Raw genomic sequence first — 16,799 nt, 5'->3', positions numbered from 1 at the left:
CGCTACCGGTCCGTTTTTCCACACGCCGCGCGCACCCGGGTTGCCCAATAATGCGTCTCCCCTCCAGCGTGCGACCAGCATGAGCGTCCCTGCACCCTCCCTTGCCGATACCGACATCGATGCCGACGTGGTTTCGGCACCGACACCGCCTGCGCCGCGTCCGCGCGCGCCGATGTCGCTGGTGGTACTGGCCACGCTGGCGGTGGGGTTCACGTTGTGGGCCGCGCAGGAAATCATCCTGCCGGTATTGCTGGCGATGTTCTTCGCGCTGGTCGGTAACCCGATCCTGCGCCTGCTCGGGCGGCTGTGGGTGCCCCGCTTCCTGGCGGCGGTGCTGGTGATCGGGGTGGGACTGAGCGGCGCCGCTGCGCTCGGCGTTCAGCTGGTCGGCCCGGCCATGGAATGGGCGCAGGAGGCACCGCAGCAGCTGCGCAAGGTGGCCCGCCAGGTGCAGAACCTGACCAAGCCGGTGCAGCAGGCCAACCTGGCCGCGGAGAACTTCGCGCGCGTGGCCGGCGGCGAAGGCAGCCGCAAGGTGCAGGTGGTGCGTACCCAGCTGGATGATCCCTACAGGGTGTTGACCCGGGCGCCGCGCTTGGCCGCGTCGGTACTGGCCGTCGTGCTGCTCACCCTGTTCTTCATGATCTACGGGCAGAACCTGCAGAAGCATGCGATCGCGCTGTTCCCCAGCCGGCAGCAGCAGCGGTTCACCACCGACATCCTGCGTTCGATCGAACGCGAAGTCTCGCGGTATGTGTTGACCATCACCGTGATCAACACGCTGGTGGGGCTGATCTTCTCCGGAGTGCTGTTGCTGCTGGGCATCAGCCTGCAGGAAGCGCTGCTGTGGGGCACGGTGGCGGCCCTGCTGAACTTCGCGCCGTATGTGGGCCCGTTGATCGGCGTGACCCTGATGCTGCTGATGGGCTTCGTGGAATTCACCGACCCGTTCCAGGCCCTGCTGCCGGCGGCGGCGTACCTTGCCCTGCACACCATCGAGGGCCAGATCGTCACCCCGATCGTGCTGGGCCGGCGCATGGCGATTTCGCCGCTGATCCTGATCCTGGCGCTGATGGTGTTCGGCTGGCTGTGGGGCATGGTGGGGCTGCTGCTGTCGGTACCGCTGCTGGTCTGCATCAAGCTGGTGCTGGCGCGGCTGGACGGCACCCAGGGCTGGGCCAAGTTGCTGGAATGAACGGCGAAGGCTTCGGTTTCGGGTCATGCGTTACCGTGCCGATCGGCGTTATCGGCAGTTGTTCGGGAACCAACCCTACCGGCACAGCGCCTGTCCGCGCCGGAGGCCGGCAGGCGTAGAATGGGCGGGTGAATTTCCCAGTCCTAGCCATCACCCTCGACCTCGACGACACCCTGTGGCCGTTCGCCCCCATCGGCGCCCGCATTGACCAGGTGTTGTACGAGTGGATGCTCCAGCACAGCCCCGCCACCGCCGCGATGTACCCGGTGGCGGCGATGCGTGAACTGCGCGAGCGCTCCTTCCGCGACAACCCGCACCTGCACTACGACCTGAGCGCCCTGCGCCGGTTGACCCTGCAGGAGGCCCTGGAGAACAGCGGCGCCGACCTGGCCCTGCTGGAACCGGCCTACGAGGCGTTCTACGCCGCGCGCAACCAGGTGGAGTTCTACCCCGATGCGGTGGACGCACTGACCCGCATCGCCGCCCGGGTACCCGTGGCCGCGCTCAGCAACGGCAATGCCGACCTGGCCCGGATCGGGCTGGACCACCACTTCGCCTTCCAGCTGGGCTCGCGCGAACACGGCGCTGCCAAGCCGGCCGCCAGCATCTTCCACGCCGCCTGCGAACGCCTGGGCGTCGCCCCGGCCCACGTGCTGCACGTGGGCGACCACATCGAGATGGACGTGGTCGGCGCCATGCAGGCCGGCCTGCGCGGCTGCTGGATCAACCGGGTTGAACACACCTGGCACCACCCTTCACTGCAGCCCGACCTGCAGTTCGACACCCTGACCGGGCTTGCCGACTGGCTCGATGCGAACGCATCGCTGCAGCGCGCCTGACCACGAACGGAGCACGACCCCGCATGACCCAGATCACCGGCTTCACCACCGATTCGGCCAAGGCCCTGCCGCTGCATGTCATGGAGCGCGAACAGTTCGCGGTGTGGCGCGCGCAGCAGAGCCCGGCCCTGGTTGCCTGGCTGGACGCGCAGCACTTCAACGGCAGCGGTGGCAGCGTGGTGCTGCTGCCGGGCGAACACGGCCTGGCCGGTGCCATCGTCGGCGTGGGCGACCCGGGCGATGCCTATGCCTACGCGCATGCGCCGTTCGCCCTGCCCGAAGGCACCGTGTGGCAGGTGGAAGGCGCGCTGCCGGCGAATATCGAAACCCTGCTGCACCTGGGCTGGGGCCTGGGCAGCTACCGCTTCGCCCGCTACCGAAAGCCCAACCGCGCGCCGGCACAGCTGCTGGCCGCGCCGTCGGCAGAGGTGCGCGACGTGATCGCCGCCAGCCTGCGCGTGCGCGACTGGGTCAACACGCCCACCGAAGACATGGGCCCGCAGCAGCTGGAAGACGCCGCACGCGAACTGGCCGCCGCGCATGGCGGGCAGGTGGACGTGATCACCGGCGATGCGCTGCTGGAGCAGAACTTCCCGGCCATCCACGCCGTGGGCCGCGCCTCGCACCGCGCGCCGCGCCTGATCGCGCTGCGCTGGGGCCAGCCGGGCCAGCCGCACGTGGCGCTGGTCGGCAAGGGCGTGTGCTTCGACACCGGCGGCCTGGACATCAAGCCCGCCGACGGCATGCGCAACATGAAGAAGGACATGGGCGGTGCCGCGCATGCGCTGGCGCTGGCCGGGCTGGTCATGGCCCAGCAGTTGCCGGTGCAGCTGACCCTGCTGATTGCGGCGGTGGAAAACGCGATCGGGCCGGACGCGTTCCGCCCGGGCGAAGTGATCGCCACCCGCAAGGGCCTGAGCATTGAAATCGACAACACCGACGCCGAGGGCCGGCTGGTGCTGTGCGACGCGCTGACCTACGCCAGCGAACAGAACCCGGAGATCGTGCTGGACTTCGCCACGCTCACCGGCGCGGCGCGCATCGCGCTGGGCCCGGACCTGCCGGCGCTGTTCAGCAATAACGACGCGCTGGCCCAGCAGTGGCTGCAGGCCGGCGAGACCACCCGCGACCCGGTATGGCGCATGCCGCTGTGGCGCCCGTACCTGCGTTACCTGCACAGCGGCATTGCCGACCTGGCCAACGCCGGTTCGCGCATGGCCGGTTCGGTGACGGCCGCGCTGTACCTGGAGCGGTTCATTGCCGAAGGCCAGGTGTGGGCGCATCTGGACGTGTATGCCTGGAACGACGGCGAACGGCCGGGCCGCCCGGCCGGCGGTGAGGCGTTGGCGCTGCGCTCGGCGTGGGCGATGTTGAAGACCCGTTACGCCTGACCGTAGCGCCGGGCGCTGCCCGGCGTGCGTTTCGCCCGCAGATCCCCGCCCCGGCGGGGATCTGCCGTTAAACCTTGTCGAAAATGTGAATATCCGGGCGACCGGGGTTCTGACACCATGGCCGCACCCACCCCCTCACCTTCGAGAAGGCAGGTAACGGCCCATGTCGCTCTTTCGATTTACCCGTGCCGGCCGTGAGCCCGGTGCCCCACGCCCGCCCTCGCCGCTGCTGTGGATCGCGCTGATCGCACTGGTCGCCGGCGCACTGGTGCTGGCCTTTGCCTGGCTGGCCGGCTGGATCGGCCGCGACCGCGCCACCGCACAGACCTTCACCGACACCATCGAGGCCACCGGCGCCAACCACCCGGGGTTCCGCCGCGCGCACAGCAAGGGCGTGTGCGTCAGTGGCACGTTCACCGGCACGCCGGCAGGCGCGGCGCTGAGCTCGGCACGCGTGTTCCGCCAGCAGCAGGTGCCGGTGCTGGGCCGGCTGTCGATCGGCGGTGCGGACCCGCACGGTGCCGACGCCAACGCACGGGTGCGCAGCATGGCGCTGCAGCTGGTCACCGATGATGGGCAGGAATGGCGCACCGCGATGAACAGCTTCCCGTTCTTCGCCGTTCCTACCGCCGAAGCCTTCCTCGAACAGACCCGCGCCGGCATTCCCGACCCGGCCACCGGCAAGCCGGACCCGGCGAAGATGGCCGCCATCGCCGCCAAGTACCCCTCCGCGCGCGCCTTCGGGGCGTGGGCCAAGACCGCGCCGTGGTCCACCAGCTGGGCCAACACCGACTACAACGGCGTGAACAGCTTCCGCTTCACCGCCGCCGACGGGAAGACCCAGGTGGTGCGCTGGAGCATGCGCCCGCAGGCGCCGTTCGAGGCGATGAGCGCGGAACAGCGCGCGCAGGCCGGGCTGGATTACCTGGCCGACGAATTCGGGCGGCGGCTCGCGCAGGGCCCGGTGCGCTGGGACATGTGGGTGACGATTGCCGACGCTTCCGACGCCATCAACGACCCGTCCATTCCCTGGCCGGAACAACGCCGCCAGGTGAACGTGGGCACGCTGAGCCTGGCCGCCATGCAGCCGCAGGCCGGCGGTGCCTGCAACAACCTCAACTTCGATCCGTTGATCCTGCCCAGCGGCATCGCCGGTACCGATGATCCGATCCTGGCGGCACGTTCGGCGGTGTATTCGGTCTCGTTCAACCGCCGCGAACGCGAGATCGCCAGCGGCAAGGCCGAGCCGGCCACCGGCAAGGAGCAGGCGCGATGAACCGCGATTCGGGCCATTTCAACCTCACCGCGCGCGTGCTGCACTGGCTGATGGCCGCGCTGATCCTGACCATGCTGTTCGTTGGCGTGACCATGGTGGCCTCGCTGCACTGGCGGCCACTGCTGGTGGACCTGCACCGGCCGCTGGGCATTGCGATCCTGCTGCTGGCGCTGCTGCGCCTGGTCAACCGGCTGCGCCACCGCCCGCCGCCGCTGCCGGCCGATCTGCCCGCGTGGCAGGCCGCGGCCGCGCATGCCTCGCACTGGCTGCTGTATGGGCTGATGCTGGCGATGCCGCTGGTGGGCTGGGCGATGCTGTCGGCCGGCGGCTACCCGATCCAGATGTGGGCGGGGGTGCTGCTGCCGCCGATCGTGCCGCACGACCCCGCGCTGTATGCCGCGTTGCGCAGTGCGCACAGCCTGCTGGCGTATGCGTTGTTCGCCACCGTGGTGCTGCACCTGTGCGCGGCGTTGTTCCATCTGTGGGTGCGGCGGGATGGGGTGTTCCAGGCGATGGCGAAGGGCAAGGATGGCCCATAACCCGACGTAGAGCCACCCCATGGGTGGCTGCGGTTGAAATCCAACACCACGCGGAATCGGTCACACGACCAACGGTCGTGTGCTACCGGGCGCTACGTGGGACACGCATGGCGTGTCTCTACAACCAGCCTTTCTGCCTGGCGAGGCGGTAGGCTTCTATGCGGTTGGCCACACCCAGCTTGCCGATGCACTCGGACAGGTAGTTGCGCACGGTGCCGTGCGACAGCCCCAGCTGCGTGGCGATTTCGCTGGCCGAACGGCCGTCGCCGGACAGCCGCAGCACCTGGCGCTCGCGGTCATTGAGCGGGTCGGCCTGCGACCACGCGTCCAGGGCCAGCTGCGGGTCGATGGCACGGCCGCCGTGCTGCACCTGGCGCAGCGCGTCGGCCAGCTTCTCGGCCGGCGCATCCTTGAGCAGGTAACCGCACACGCCGGCGTCCAGCGCGCGGCGCAGGAAGCCTGACCGCGCGAAGGTGGTCACGATCACCACCTTGATAGGCAGGCCCTGGCGGGCGATGCGCTGGGCCAGTTCCAAGCCGGACAGGCCGGGCATCTCGATGTCGGTCACCAGGATGTCCGGCCGCAGCTGCTGCAGCATGCGCCACGCCGCTTCGCCGTCGGCCGCGGCGCCCAGCACCTCGATGTCCGGCTCCAGCCCGAGCAACGCCGACAGCGCGCCGCGCACCATCGCCTGGTCTTCGGCCAGCACGATGCGGATCATGGCAGCACCCCGCTGGGCAGCGCCGGCGCGGTGGCAGGCGGCGGCGGCACCGCCGTGGTGGCGGCCGGCAGCGGTACCTGCACCGTCACGGTGGTGCCCTGCCCCTTCGCGGAATGCACGTGCAGCGTGCCGCGCAATGCGGCCACGCGTTCGCGCATGCCGGTCAGTCCGTTGCCGTCGGCCTGGACGCCGCCGGTCCCGTCGTCGCGGACCCGCATGCACAGCGTGCGCGCGTCCTGCTCGAACTGCACCCAGGCTTCATTGGCCTGCGCATGCCGCACGATATTGGTGGCCGCCTCGCGCAACACCAGTGCCAGCCCGCGTTCGATCTCCGCCGGCATCGGCGGCGGCGGTGCGTAGTGCAGGTGCACGTGCTGGCATTCCAGCAGCAGGCGCGCGGCCGCCAGTTCGGCCGCCAGGTCGCTGGCACGGATGCCGGTGACGGCGCTGCGCACCTCGGCCAGCGCCTGGCGCGCGATGGCCTCGGCCTCGGTGACTTCCAGCCGCGCGCGCTCGGGGTCGCGGTCGAACAGCTTGCGCGACAGCTCCAGCTTCAAGGTGATGAGCGAGAGCGTGTGGCCGAGCAGGTCGTGCAGGTCGCGTCCGATGCGCTCGCGTTCGGCGGTGGCGGCCAGCCGGCGTACTTCGTCCTGCGAGAGCTGCAGGGCCGCGTCGCGATCCTTGTTGGTGCTTTCCACGTTGACGATGACGCCGATGATGAACGCCATCGAGGGAATCCACACCACCAGCTGCCAGTGGTAGCCCACCCACAATGCGATGCCTACGAATACGGTATTGAGCGCCGCCAGCTGGACCAGGTAGCGCCACGCGCTGCCGGTGCGGCACACCCGCAATGTGACGCAACCGAAGATGAAGTAGCTGATGCCCGCCGGATACCACGGCAGCAATGCCAGCCCCATGATCACCATGGCCAGCGCGTAACGCGGCGCGTGCCGGCGCGGCCCGAGCAGCTGGCGCGCATACAGCGCGAGAAAGACCGGATAGGTGAGCAGGGTCAGCCACATCCAGAGCAGGGTGTAGCCACTGCCGAACATCGGGGTAAGGAACACCCAACCGGTCCACAGCAGGTGGACCGCGTCGGACCAGGCGGGCTTGCCGCGACGTAGGTTGTCGGCAACGGCCGAATCCGGCGCGGGGCGAAGCAAGGTGGCGAGCCGGCTGGGTGACACGGTCGTTTCCGGAGGCGGGGGGTCAGGCGCGATCATGGCAGTTTCCTCGGAAGGGCGGGACGGTGGGCAGGGCGGTGTTGCGCTGCGCGGTGCCCGGGTGTACGCGCCATCAGGTGTAGAGCCACGCCATGCGTGGCTGCGCGGTGTCCGGGTGTACGTGGCGCCGGTGGCCCGAGCAGACACGCATGGCGTGTCCCTACGATGGGGGGTCGCTAACAGCACTTCCAGTTCCCTTCATCACCCCAAGCAGATGACAGCTGTCACTGCCGGGCGGCCCCGGTCTGCGGGCATGCTGTGCCCCAGCTGCTCCCCCCGCCCGTTTGCCCGTGACCAAGGTTGCGGTCACACTCGGCCCGATTCCACGTCCCAGAGTCATGATGAACGCATCCGCTGAACTTCTGAAGGAACTCCGCATCGACCGCAACAAGGCGTCGGCCCCGCCGCCGTCTTCGCCACGCCGTGGCCTGTGGATCGTGATCGCCGTGGTCGCCCTGCTGGTGCTGGGCGGCATCGGCTGGTTCGTATTTGGCCGCCAACGGCCGATCGAGGTGACCACCGCGCCGGTGGTGGCCATCCAGCAGGGCACGTCCAGCAGCTCGGTGCTCGACGCCAGCGGCTACGTGGTGGCCCGGCGCATGGCCACGGTGTCGGCCAAGATCACCGGCAAGGTGCGCGAGGTGATGATCGAGGAAGGCATGCGTGTCGAGGAAGGCCAGGTCATGGCCACCCTGGACCCGATCGATGCCAACGCACAGCGCAGCCTGTCGGCGGCACAGCTGGAAGCGGCACGCAGCCAGCTGGCCGGCCTGGAAGCCCAGGTGGCCCAGGCCAATGCCGAGGCCGGGCGCCTGCAGACGCTGGTGGGCCAGCAGCTGGTCTCGCGCTCGCAGTACGACCTGGCCATGGCCCAGCGCGACAGCCTGCGCGCGCAGCTGCGCACCGCACAGCGCAACACCCGCGTCGCCGGTGATGCACTGGCCATTGCCGACCTGGGCGTGGACAACAACATCGTGCGTGCCCCGTTCTCCGGTGTGGTCACCGCCAAGGCCGCGCAGCCCGGCGAGATCGTGTCGCCGCTGTCGGCCGGCGGCGGCTTCACCCGTACCGGCATCGGCACCATCGTGGACATGGACTCGCTGGAGATCGAGGTCGAGGTCGGCGAGGCCTTCATCGGCCGCGTGCAGCCGAAGATGCCGGTCGAGGCCACCCTCAATGCCTACCCGGACTGGAAGATTCCGGCCGAGGTGATCGCCATCATCCCCACCGCGGACCGCGGCAAGGCCACGGTGAAGGTGCGTGTGGCGCTGAAGACCAAGGACCCGCGCATCGTGCCGGAGATGGGCGTGCGGGTGAGCTTCCTGGAAGCGGCCGCGCCGGCCCAGGCCGCCGCGCCCAAGGGCGTGCGCGTGCCGGCGGCGGCGCTGGTGGAACGCGACCAGAAGACGGTGGCGTTCGTGGTCGGCGACGACAAGCGCGTTCAACAGGTGCCCGTCACCGTGGGCGTGGCGCTCAACAACGACCGCCAGGTTACCCGCGGCCTCAGCGCCGGCCAGCAGGTGGTCACCAACCCGCCGCCGGAACTGCGCGATGGCAGCGCGGTGGTGGAAAAGCAACCGCAGTAAGCAAGGCGGTGCCGCGACCCGGTCGCGAGCCGATGTTGTGCGATGCCCGTGCCGACCCGGCGCGCTTGCGGGCGGCTGCCCGCGATCCATTCCCGAATCATCGATCCACGGAGAACCACCCATGTCCACCCTGGTTTCGCTCCGCAACATCACCAAGACCTACCAGCGCGGCCCCGAGAAGGTGCAGGTGCTGCACGGCATCGACCTGGATATCCAGCGCGGCGACTTCGTCGCGCTGATGGGCCCGTCCGGCTCCGGCAAGACCACCCTGCTCAACCTGATCGGCGGGCTGGACACGCCCACCGGCGGCGAGATCGAGATCGAGGGCGAGCGCATCGACCGCATGACCGGCGGCCAGCTGTCCACCTGGCGCAGCCACCACGTCGGGTTCGTGTTCCAGTTCTACAACCTGATGCCGATGCTCACCGCGCAGAAGAACGTGGAACTGCCGCTGCTGCTCACCCACCTGGGTGCGGCGCAGCGCAAGCGCAACGCCGAGATCGCACTGACCCTGGTCGGCCTGGCCGACCGCCGCAGCCACCGCCCCAACGAGCTGTCCGGCGGCCAGCAGCAGCGCGTGGCGATTGCCCGCGCCATCGTCTCCGACCCGACCTTCCTGATCTGCGACGAACCGACCGGCGACCTCGACCGCCAGTCCGCCGAGGAGATCCTGGGCCTGTTGCAGCAGCTCAACCGCGAGCACGGCAAGACCATCATCATGGTCACCCACGACCCCAAGGCCGCCGAGTACGCCCCCCATACTGTGCACCTGGACAAGGGCGAGCTGGCCGACATCCCGGCCGGCCACTGAAGGAGATGCCGCGATGAAGTATTTCTCGCTGATCTGGGCACAGCTGTTCCGCAGCAAGACGCGGACGCTGCTGACCCTGCTTTCGGTGGTGGCTGCCTTCCTGTTGTTCGGCATGCTCGATTCGGTGCGCGTGGCCTTCAGCTCCGGCGGCAGCGTGGAAGGTGCCAACCGCCTGATCGTGGCCTCGCGCCTGTCCATCACCCAGTCGCTGCCGATCCGCCTGGAGTCACAGATACAGCAGGTGGCCGGGGTCAAGGACGTCACCTACGGCATGTGGTTCGGCGGCATCTACCGCGACCCGAAGAACTTCTTCGCCAACTTCTCGGTGGCGCCGAACTACTTCGACGTCTACCGCGAACTGCAGTTGCCGCCGGACCAGGCACGGGCTTTCAAGGACACGCGCACCGGCGCGGTGGTGGGTGAAACGCTGGCCAAGGAATTCGGCTGGAAGATCGGCGACACCATTCCCCTGCAGGCCACCATCTTCCCGCGTGGCGGCAGCAACGACTGGCCGTTGCAGCTGGTGGGCATCTACCGCTCCAAGGACCGCACGCTGGCGGCCAACGAGGAGCGCCAGCTGATGATGAACTGGAAGTACTTCGATGAGTCCAACGACTACATCAAGAACAAGGTGAGCTGGTATACGGTGACGCTGGACAACCCCGACCATGCCTCACGCGTGGTCCAGGCCATCGACGCGATCTCGGCCAACTCGGACCACGAAACCAAGACCCAGACCGAATCGGCGTTCCAGCAGGCCTTCGTCAAGCAGTTCGCCGACATCGGCCTGATCGTCACCTCGATCATGGGCGCGGTGTTCTTCACCCTGCTGCTGTTGACCGGCAACACCATGGCCCAGGCGGTGCGCGAGCGTGTGCCGGAACTGGCCACGCTGAAGACGCTGGGCTTTCACGACCGCACGGTGCTGGTGCTGGTGATGATCGAGGCGGTGCTGCTGATCGGGCTGGGCGGTGCCATCGGCATGGGCCTGGCCGCGATGGTCCTGCCGGCTCTGGCGCCCAAGACCATGGGGCTGCTGCCGCCGCATGTGCCGCTGCAGACCTGGGCGATGGGCGTCGGGCTGATCGTGGTGATCGGCATTGTGGTGGGCCTGCTGCCGGCGCTGCGCGCCAAGCGGCTGAAGATCGTCGATGCATTGGCCGGCCGCTGAGCCCGGGAGAACGACATGAAGAAGCATTGGCTGGGAAACACATTGTCGATCCTGCTGCTGGCGATCGGCCTTGGGGTATGGATCGCGCTGCCGTGGATCGGCGTGCTGGTGGTGGCGGTGCTGCTGGTGCTGTGGCTGCTGCTGACCCGTAGCGGCCGCTTGTCGCTGGCCGCCACGCGGATCGGCATCGCCAGCCTGCCGCAACGCTGGGGCGCCTCGTCGGTGGTGGTGGTGGGCATTGCCGGCGTGGTCGGCGTGCTGGTGGCGATGCTGGCGATGGGCGAGGGCTTCCAGGCCACGCTCAACAGCACTGGCGATGACACCACCGCCATCGTATTGCGCGGCGGCTCGCAGGCCGAAACCAACTCGGTGATCATGCGCGACCAGGTGCCGCTGATGTCCACCCTGCCCGGCGTGGCCAAGGACGAACGCGGACGGGCGATGATTTCACCGGAGCTCTCGCAGGTGGTGAACCTGGTCTCCAAGGGTGATGGCACCGACGTCAACGCGCAGTTCCGCGGCGTGGGCGAGATGGCCTGGGTGGTGCACGACAAGGTCAAGATCACCGAAGGCCGCCGCTTCAATGCCGGCCTGCGCGAGATCGTGGTGGGCAAGGGCGCGCAGGGCCAGTTCCGTGGCCTGGAGGTTGGCAACAAACTGCTGCTGGGTAACCAGGACTGGACCGTGGTGGGCGTGTTCAATTCCGGTGATGCGCACGATTCGGAGCTGTGGACCGACGCGCAGACGCTGGCCACCACTTACCAGCGCAGCGCCTGGCAGTCGATCAATGTGCGCACCGAGGGAAAGCCCGGGTTCGAGCAGTTCAAGAATGCGGTTGCCGCAGACCCGCGGCTGAAGCTGGACGTGGAAACCACGCGTGCGTACTACGCCAAGCAAGGCGGCGGCCTGAACAAGCTGATCAGCGTGCTGGGTACGGTGATCGGCGCAATCATGGCCATCGGCGCGGTGTTCGGCGCGCTCAACACCATGTATGCCGCCGTGGCCACGCGTGCGCGGGAGATCGCTACCATGCGCGCCATCGGCTTCCGTGGTGTGCCAGTCGTTACCGCGATCATGCTGGAAACCATGTTCCTGGCGTTGATCGGCGGCCTGCTGGGCGGGTTGGTGGCGTGGGCCATCTTCAACGGCTACAGCGTGTCCACCATCGGCAGCAACTTCAGCCAGGTGGTGTTCCAGTTCCGGGTGTCGCCCGACCTGCTGTGGAGCGGATTGAAGTGGGCGTTGGGCATCGGCTTGGTGGGCGGGTTGTTCCCGGCCCTGCGTGCGGCGCGGCTGCCGATTACTACGGCACTGCGTGAGACCTGAGTGCCGATCCTGCAGCGCCTGTGTGGGCGCTGCAGGAGGTGGGGCTCAGCTCAGTTGATGCGGCATTCGGTCTGCATACCGACACGGCTGCAGTTGAACATCACATCGCTGCGCACGGGCAGTTGGCCGATGACCTTGACGCCGGCGAACTCTGCCCGCTGCACGAAGTAGGGCTGCAGTTCGTGGTAGGTGTACGGATAGCGGAAGCTGCGCGGGCCACCGTCGGCACTGAGGAAGGCTTCCGGGCGATCCTGCATGCGGTTGTACATGTCGCCGGATTCCAGGTATTCCCAGCGCTTGTTGTCGTAGTCGAAGAAGAACTCTTTAAAGCCCAGTTGGGTGTAACCGGTATGTATCCGGGCAATCAGGGGCATCCGCCCGTCGAGCTGCGCCTCGAAGCGCAGTACGCGGCCATGCTCCTTGTCTGCCTTGAGGTAGTTGAAGCGCGTCGCATTGGTCAACACACGCCGGACATATTCCCGCGCCTGCAGATGGTCCGGGTGCACCCCGGCAACATGGTGCCCCCACAGCACCAAGTCGCTCCGCACATGCGGGGAGCCAGGAGGATTCAGCGACAGGGTGGTCCAGGTATCCACGAACTCGCCGCGGTTCTGGTCGTACAGGCGCATCAGCTCGGTGTACTGGGTACGTATCCAGGCCGCCGGCGCGAACTGCTCCGCGACGAACTGCCCGTTCCCGCCGGTCACGCGAAAGCCGAGGATGGCGCCATTGCCATAGACATAGTGCTCGCCGGGCCCAAGGTTTCGTGCACGTTCGTGCATTTCCTGCGGCGTGCACATGTAACACGGACGCGCGATCGGGTCCTCAACCTCGGCTGCTGCCTGGAACGGCAGTGCAGCCATGATCAGCCACATTAACTTCCTCATTGTTCGCTCCCTGATGGCCCGCACATGCGGGTCAGCTGATTTCAGCGGCCGGTCGCGTCGGCGGCTATCGGAACTGGGCGAAAGTTGCGGATGTGTGTCTGCATCATTGGGAAGGGTGTGTTGGCGGGGGCGCGTCTGACGCTCGGTGGTGCTGCATGCGGTATGCGGTCTTCTGGCCGTAAGGCCTTCTTCGGTGGGGTCCATGCCTTACCGGTGCTGCACGCGTTAACGGCAGTCGATTGGGATGCGACCCTACCGGGGCCGGGCGTGCGCCCGCGGGGCAGCCACGCAGGGCGTGGCTCTACCGTTCGGGTGGTGGTCGCTCAGCCACGCAGGGCGTGGCTCTACCGGCCGGGGCCGGTATTCGGGGGTGCCGTAGAGCCACGCCATGCGTGGCTGCGGGATGTCAGGTCCGCGCCGGCGCGCGCGAGCGCCACAGGCTGTCGCCAATGAACAGCAGCAGGCCGGTCCAGATCGCGGCGAAGCCCAGTGCCTTGGCGGTGTCGAAGGGTTCGCGGAAGAAGAACACGCCCAGCAGCAGACCCAGGCTGGGGGCGATGTACTGCAGGATGCCCACCAACGACAACGGGATGCGCTTTACGCCATAGGCAAAGCCGATCAGCGGTACGGCGGTGACCACGCCGCCGATGATCAGCAGCAGGTCGTTGCGCCAGCCCCAGCCGCCGAAGAAGCCGCCGCCATGGCCGTTCTCGCTCCACAGCGCGAAGCCGAGCGCGGGCAGGAACAGGTACAGGCTCTCGATGCCCAGCCCGGCCACCGGGTCCACCGAGATCAGCTTGCGCAGCAGGCCGTACAGGCCGAACGAGCAGGCCAGCCCCAGCGCGATCCACGGCGGGGTGCCCGCATCGAAGGTCAGCCACGCCACGCCCGCGGCGGCGCACGCCACGGCGAGCCATTGCAGGCCTCGTAGGCGCTCCTTGAGCACCACCACGCCCAGCAGCACGCTCACCAGCGGGTTGATGAAGTAGCCCAGGCTGGTCTCGATCACATGGCCGGCGTTGATCGCCCAGATGTACAGGCCCCAGTTGAAGGCAATGGCCAGGCTGCTCAACGCCAGCGTGGGCAGCGCGCGCGGCTGCGCGGCGATCTGCTTCCACCAGCCGGCGCCGTTGCTGATCAACAGCCAGGCCACCACCAGCACGGTGCTCCAGATGATGCGGTGGGCAATGATCTGCTGCGAGGGCACGGTCCTGAGCAGGTGCCAATAGACCGGCACCAGCCCCCACAGGGTGAAGGTGAATGCGGTGATGGCCAAGCCACGCCGCTGTTCCTGCAGGGCGGTACGGTCCATGGCGCTCACCGGCTGCGGGTCCGCGCCAGGGTCAGCACCAGCACGCCGGCCAGGATCACGCCCATGGCCAGCAGGTCATGCGGGCCGAAATGCTCATGGCCGATCAGCGTGCCCAGCAGCACGGCGATCACCGGGTTGACGTAGGCGTAGCTGGCGGCCAGCGCCGGGCGCACGTTCTGCAGCAGCCACACATAGGCGGTGAAGGCCACGATGGAACCGAACATGCACAGGTACACGACCGCCAACAGCCCATTCATGCTGGGCCAGGTGGTGGGGCGTTCGCCGGTGGCCAGGCCGAGCGCGACCAGCATCACGCCGCCGCACAGCATCTGTCCGGCCGCCGTCATGAACGGGCTGGGCAGGTCCAGGCTGCGCGCCCAGACCGAGCCGAAGGCCCAGCCGATCGGCGCGATCAGCAGCAGTACCAGGCCCTGCAGCGAGGCGGTCAGGCTGCTGCCGGCGTTGAGCCAGACTACGCCGAGGAAGCCGATGGCGATGCCCAGCCATTCGCCGCGGCTGGCGTGCTGGCCACGCAGGGCGCCGAACAGCGCCATCCACAGCGGCACCGAGGCCACGGCGGTGGCAGCCAGGCCGGACGATACGCTGCGCTCGGCCAGCACCACCATGCCGTTGCCCAGCACCAGCATGGTGAGGCCCATGATGCCCAGGTTGCGCCACTGGCGACGGGTCGGCGCAGCCATGCCGCGCCAGCGCAGCACGGCATACATCAGCGTGCCGGCGACGATGAAGCGGGCGCCCGAGACTGTCGTCAATGGCAGCGCACCGCCCTCCAGGGCCAGCCGGATGCCCAGATAGGTGGACCCCCACACGACGTAGACCAGCAGCAACGCCAGGACGACAAGGCCACCGCGGGGGGCGGCGGACGGGGGTGCGGGGGTGACGGCCATATGCGACCAGCAGGCGGGGGAGTGGCGATTCTAGGCCTTTGCCGCCGGCCCGGCATGCCCTGTGGTGGCACGCTGTCGTGCCTGGACTAGTTACATGGTGCAATGCCCACCCGTCATGCACGTGGGGTAAGGTAAAAACAAGCAGAACAATCGCTCCACCGTGAGGACCGTTTCCCAGCATGAGCACTTCCCCCCCCCTTTCCGCGCCCGCCAACGACAAGGCCGCGCTCAAACGCTCGATCTCCAACACCCTGAAGGGCTCGGCGGGCAATCTTGTCGAGTGGTATGACGTCTACGTCTACTCGGTGTTCGCGGTCTACTTCGAATCGCAGTTCTTCTCGGCCGCCGACAAGAACTCCACCATGTACGTGTGGGCGATCTTCGCCGCCACGTTCCTGATGCGCCCGATCGGCGCCTGGTACTTCGGCCGCTTCGCCGACCGTTACGGCCGCCGCCTGGCGCTGACCGTGTCAGTGACAATGATGGCCGCCTGTTCGTTCCTGATCGCACTGACCCCGACGGCGGCCGCGATTGGCGGTTGGGCCGCGCTGATCCTGCTGTTCGCGCGCCTGCTGCAGGGCTTCGCCACCGGTGGTGAGTACGGCACCAGTGCCACCTACATGTCCGAAGCGGCAATTCCCGGCCGTCGCGGTTTCCTGTCTTCGTTCCACTACGTCACCCTGGTGGGTGGCCACGTGCTGGCGCAGCTGACCCTGTTCACCATGCTGATGTTCTGGGACAAGCCGGAAATCTCGGCCTGGGGCTGGCGCATTGCGTTCGGCATCGGCGGCCTGGCGGCCATCGTGGTGTTCTGGCTGCGTCGTTCGATGGATGAATCGCTGGGCGAAGACTCGATCGAAGCCGCACGCGATGGACGCGCCAAGGCGGCCGGCTCGATGTATGAGCTGTTCGTGCACCAATGGCGCCCGCTGCTGCTGTGCTTCCTGATCACCGCCGGCGGCACCGTGGCCTTCTACACCTATTCGGTGAACGGCCCGAAGATGATCCAGAGCGCGTTTGCCGGTACCGACGTGATGACCGGCACGCTGATCAACCTGGGCGTGCTGACCTTCCTGATGGTGCTGCAGCCGATCGGCGGCTGGCTGTCGGACATCGTGGGCCGCAAGAGCCTGCTGGTGTTCTTCGGTGTGGGCGGCGTGCTGTACAGCTGGTACCTGGTCACCGAACTGCCGAACCAGCATGACCCGCTGATCGCGTTCCTGACCCTGGCGCTGGGCTTTGTGATCCTCACCGGCTACACCTCGATCAATGCAGTGGTGAAGGCCGAACTGTTCCCCACCCACGTGCGTGCACTGGGCGTGGGCTTTGGTTACGCGCTGGCCAACTCGCTGTTCGGTGGTACCGCCCCGCTGCTGTACCAGGGCGCGCTGAAGACCGGGCGGGTGGGCGACTTCGCCATCTACGTCACGGCGATCATCGCGGTGTCGCTGGTGGTGTATGTGTTCTTCCTGAAGAACAAGGGTCCGAACTACCTGGATGGCACCCGGAAGTAACGGGGCCACATCCAGATAAAAAAACGCCGGGGCATGCCCCGGCGTTTTGCTTTCTGCGTTTTGGTTTTGGCTGGTTGCCGGCCAACGGCCGGCGCTA

At 67.8% G+C, this 16,799-nt stretch carries 15 protein-coding genes; 10 read left to right on the top strand and 5 right to left on the bottom strand.

What is annotated here, in order from left to right; all coding sequences use genetic code 11:
• Positions 1-79 precede the first annotated feature (79 nt).
• The 5 genes from ACREPD_RS18060 (at position 80) to ACREPD_RS18040 (ending at position 5,240) form a co-directional block, all read left to right on the top strand.
• On the top strand, positions 80-1,195 hold the full coding sequence (locus ACREPD_RS18060) for an AI-2E family transporter (RefSeq protein ID WP_431600601.1): 1,116 nt from the start codon (positions 80-82) through the stop codon (positions 1,193-1,195).
• A gap of 128 nt (positions 1,196-1,323) precedes the next feature.
• Positions 1,324-2,034: an HAD family hydrolase gene (locus ACREPD_RS18055; RefSeq protein WP_431600600.1), complete on the top strand. Its 711-nt coding sequence runs from the start codon at positions 1,324-1,326 to the stop codon at positions 2,032-2,034.
• A gap of 23 nt (positions 2,035-2,057) precedes the next feature.
• Positions 2,058-3,425: a leucyl aminopeptidase family protein gene (locus tag ACREPD_RS18050; RefSeq protein WP_431600599.1), complete on the top strand. Its 1,368-nt coding sequence runs from the start codon at positions 2,058-2,060 to the stop codon at positions 3,423-3,425.
• A gap of 163 nt (positions 3,426-3,588) precedes the next feature.
• Positions 3,589-4,701, top strand: coding sequence for a catalase family peroxidase (locus tag ACREPD_RS18045; protein WP_431600598.1), 1,113 nt, complete (start codon positions 3,589-3,591; stop codon positions 4,699-4,701).
• Positions 4,698-5,240 carry a cytochrome b gene (locus ACREPD_RS18040; protein WP_431600597.1) on the top strand — a complete coding sequence of 181 codons (543 nt, stop codon included), beginning with the start codon at positions 4,698-4,700 and terminating at the stop codon, positions 5,238-5,240. Before ACREPD_RS18045 ends, ACREPD_RS18040 begins: the two co-directional genes overlap by 4 nt.
• A 118-nt stretch (positions 5,241-5,358) precedes the next feature.
• Here the strand turns inward: ACREPD_RS18040 and ACREPD_RS18035 are convergent, their stop codons facing one another.
• Together ACREPD_RS18035 and ACREPD_RS18030 are read right to left on the bottom strand one after the other, a co-directional pair.
• Entirely contained in the window at positions 5,359-5,961 is a 603-nt protein-coding gene (locus ACREPD_RS18035) for a response regulator (protein ID WP_431600596.1), read from the bottom strand.
• Entirely contained in the window at positions 5,958-7,187 is a 1,230-nt protein-coding gene (locus tag ACREPD_RS18030) for a sensor histidine kinase (RefSeq protein WP_431600595.1), read from the bottom strand. The genes ACREPD_RS18035 and ACREPD_RS18030 overlap by 4 nt, the downstream gene beginning before the upstream one ends.
• Before the next feature lie 341 nt (positions 7,188-7,528).
• Between ACREPD_RS18030 and ACREPD_RS18025 the strand changes: the two genes are divergently transcribed.
• The 4 genes from ACREPD_RS18025 (at position 7,529) to ACREPD_RS18010 (ending at position 12,081) form a co-directional block, all read left to right on the top strand.
• Positions 7,529-8,773, top strand: a complete 1,245-nt coding sequence (locus ACREPD_RS18025; RefSeq protein ID WP_431600594.1) for an efflux RND transporter periplasmic adaptor subunit — start codon at positions 7,529-7,531, stop codon at positions 8,771-8,773.
• Positions 8,774-8,894: 121 nt separating this feature from the next.
• Positions 8,895-9,584: an ABC transporter ATP-binding protein gene (locus tag ACREPD_RS18020; protein ID WP_431600593.1), complete on the top strand. Its 690-nt coding sequence runs from the start codon at positions 8,895-8,897 to the stop codon at positions 9,582-9,584.
• Positions 9,585-9,597: 13 nt separating this feature from the next.
• On the top strand, positions 9,598-10,755 hold the full coding sequence (locus ACREPD_RS18015) for an ABC transporter permease (protein ID WP_431600592.1): 1,158 nt from the start codon (positions 9,598-9,600) through the stop codon (positions 10,753-10,755).
• A gap of 15 nt (positions 10,756-10,770) precedes the next feature.
• Entirely contained in the window at positions 10,771-12,081 is a 1,311-nt protein-coding gene (locus ACREPD_RS18010) for an ABC transporter permease (protein WP_431600591.1), read from the top strand.
• A gap of 50 nt (positions 12,082-12,131) precedes the next feature.
• On the opposite strand, the gene ACREPD_RS18005 is transcribed toward ACREPD_RS18010, so the two are convergent.
• The 3 genes from ACREPD_RS18005 to yedA all read right to left on the bottom strand — a co-directional run bounded on the left by ACREPD_RS18005 (position 12,132) and on the right by yedA (position 15,188).
• Positions 12,132-12,968 carry a hypothetical protein gene (locus ACREPD_RS18005; RefSeq protein ID WP_431600590.1) on the bottom strand — a complete coding sequence of 279 codons (837 nt, stop codon included), beginning with the start codon at positions 12,966-12,968 and terminating at the stop codon, positions 12,132-12,134.
• 406 nt (positions 12,969-13,374) lie between these two features.
• Positions 13,375-14,280 carry an EamA family transporter RarD gene (rarD, locus tag ACREPD_RS18000; RefSeq protein ID WP_431600589.1) on the bottom strand — a complete coding sequence of 302 codons (906 nt, stop codon included), beginning with the start codon at positions 14,278-14,280 and terminating at the stop codon, positions 13,375-13,377.
• A 5-nt stretch (positions 14,281-14,285) separates the two neighbouring features.
• The gene (gene yedA, locus ACREPD_RS17995; protein WP_431600588.1) at positions 14,286-15,188 is read right to left on the bottom strand and encodes a drug/metabolite exporter YedA; all 903 of its coding nucleotides are present in this window, start codon (positions 15,186-15,188) and stop codon (positions 14,286-14,288) included.
• Positions 15,189-15,367: 179 nt separating this feature from the next.
• Here yedA and ACREPD_RS17990 point away from each other — a divergent pair, with 179 nt between their 5' ends.
• Positions 15,368-16,702, top strand: a complete 1,335-nt coding sequence (locus tag ACREPD_RS17990; protein ID WP_431600587.1) for an MFS transporter — start codon at positions 15,368-15,370, stop codon at positions 16,700-16,702.
• Positions 16,703-16,799 lie beyond the last annotated feature (97 nt).

The organism is Stenotrophomonas sp., from assembly GCF_050737075.1.
In the GTDB taxonomy this organism is placed as follows: Bacteria; Pseudomonadota; Gammaproteobacteria; order Xanthomonadales; family Xanthomonadaceae; genus Stenotrophomonas.
The sequence above is the reverse complement of the archived record's forward strand: the minus strand, read 5'-3'. Positions and strand labels throughout refer to the sequence as shown.

Excerpts from the sequence above, each read along its gene's own strand:
- ACREPD_RS18050 (WP_431600599.1), top strand. The coding sequence starts at position 2,058 with ATGACCCAGATCACCGGCTTCACCACCGATTCGGCCAAGGCCCTGCCG.
- yedA (WP_431600588.1), bottom strand. The coding sequence starts at position 15,188 with ATGGCCGTCACCCCCGCACCCCCGTCCGCCGCCCCCCGCGGTGGCCTT.
- ACREPD_RS17990 (WP_431600587.1), top strand. The coding sequence starts at position 15,368 with ATGAGCACTTCCCCCCCCCTTTCCGCGCCCGCCAACGACAAGGCCGCG.
- ACREPD_RS18015 (WP_431600592.1), top strand. The coding sequence starts at position 9,598 with ATGAAGTATTTCTCGCTGATCTGGGCACAGCTGTTCCGCAGCAAGACG.
- ACREPD_RS18040 (WP_431600597.1), top strand. The coding sequence starts at position 4,698 with ATGAACCGCGATTCGGGCCATTTCAACCTCACCGCGCGCGTGCTGCAC.
- rarD (WP_431600589.1), bottom strand. The coding sequence starts at position 14,280 with ATGGACCGTACCGCCCTGCAGGAACAGCGGCGTGGCTTGGCCATCACC.
- ACREPD_RS18030 (WP_431600595.1), bottom strand. The coding sequence starts at position 7,187 with ATGATCGCGCCTGACCCCCCGCCTCCGGAAACGACCGTGTCACCCAGC.
- ACREPD_RS18035 (WP_431600596.1), bottom strand. The coding sequence starts at position 5,961 with ATGATCCGCATCGTGCTGGCCGAAGACCAGGCGATGGTGCGCGGCGCG.
- ACREPD_RS18060 (WP_431600601.1), top strand. The coding sequence starts at position 80 with ATGAGCGTCCCTGCACCCTCCCTTGCCGATACCGACATCGATGCCGAC.
- ACREPD_RS18020 (WP_431600593.1), top strand. The coding sequence starts at position 8,895 with ATGTCCACCCTGGTTTCGCTCCGCAACATCACCAAGACCTACCAGCGC.
- ACREPD_RS18010 (WP_431600591.1), top strand. The coding sequence starts at position 10,771 with ATGAAGAAGCATTGGCTGGGAAACACATTGTCGATCCTGCTGCTGGCG.
- ACREPD_RS18025 (WP_431600594.1), top strand. The coding sequence starts at position 7,529 with ATGAACGCATCCGCTGAACTTCTGAAGGAACTCCGCATCGACCGCAAC.
- ACREPD_RS18045 (WP_431600598.1), top strand. The coding sequence starts at position 3,589 with ATGTCGCTCTTTCGATTTACCCGTGCCGGCCGTGAGCCCGGTGCCCCA.
- ACREPD_RS18005 (WP_431600590.1), bottom strand. The coding sequence starts at position 12,968 with ATGAGGAAGTTAATGTGGCTGATCATGGCTGCACTGCCGTTCCAGGCA.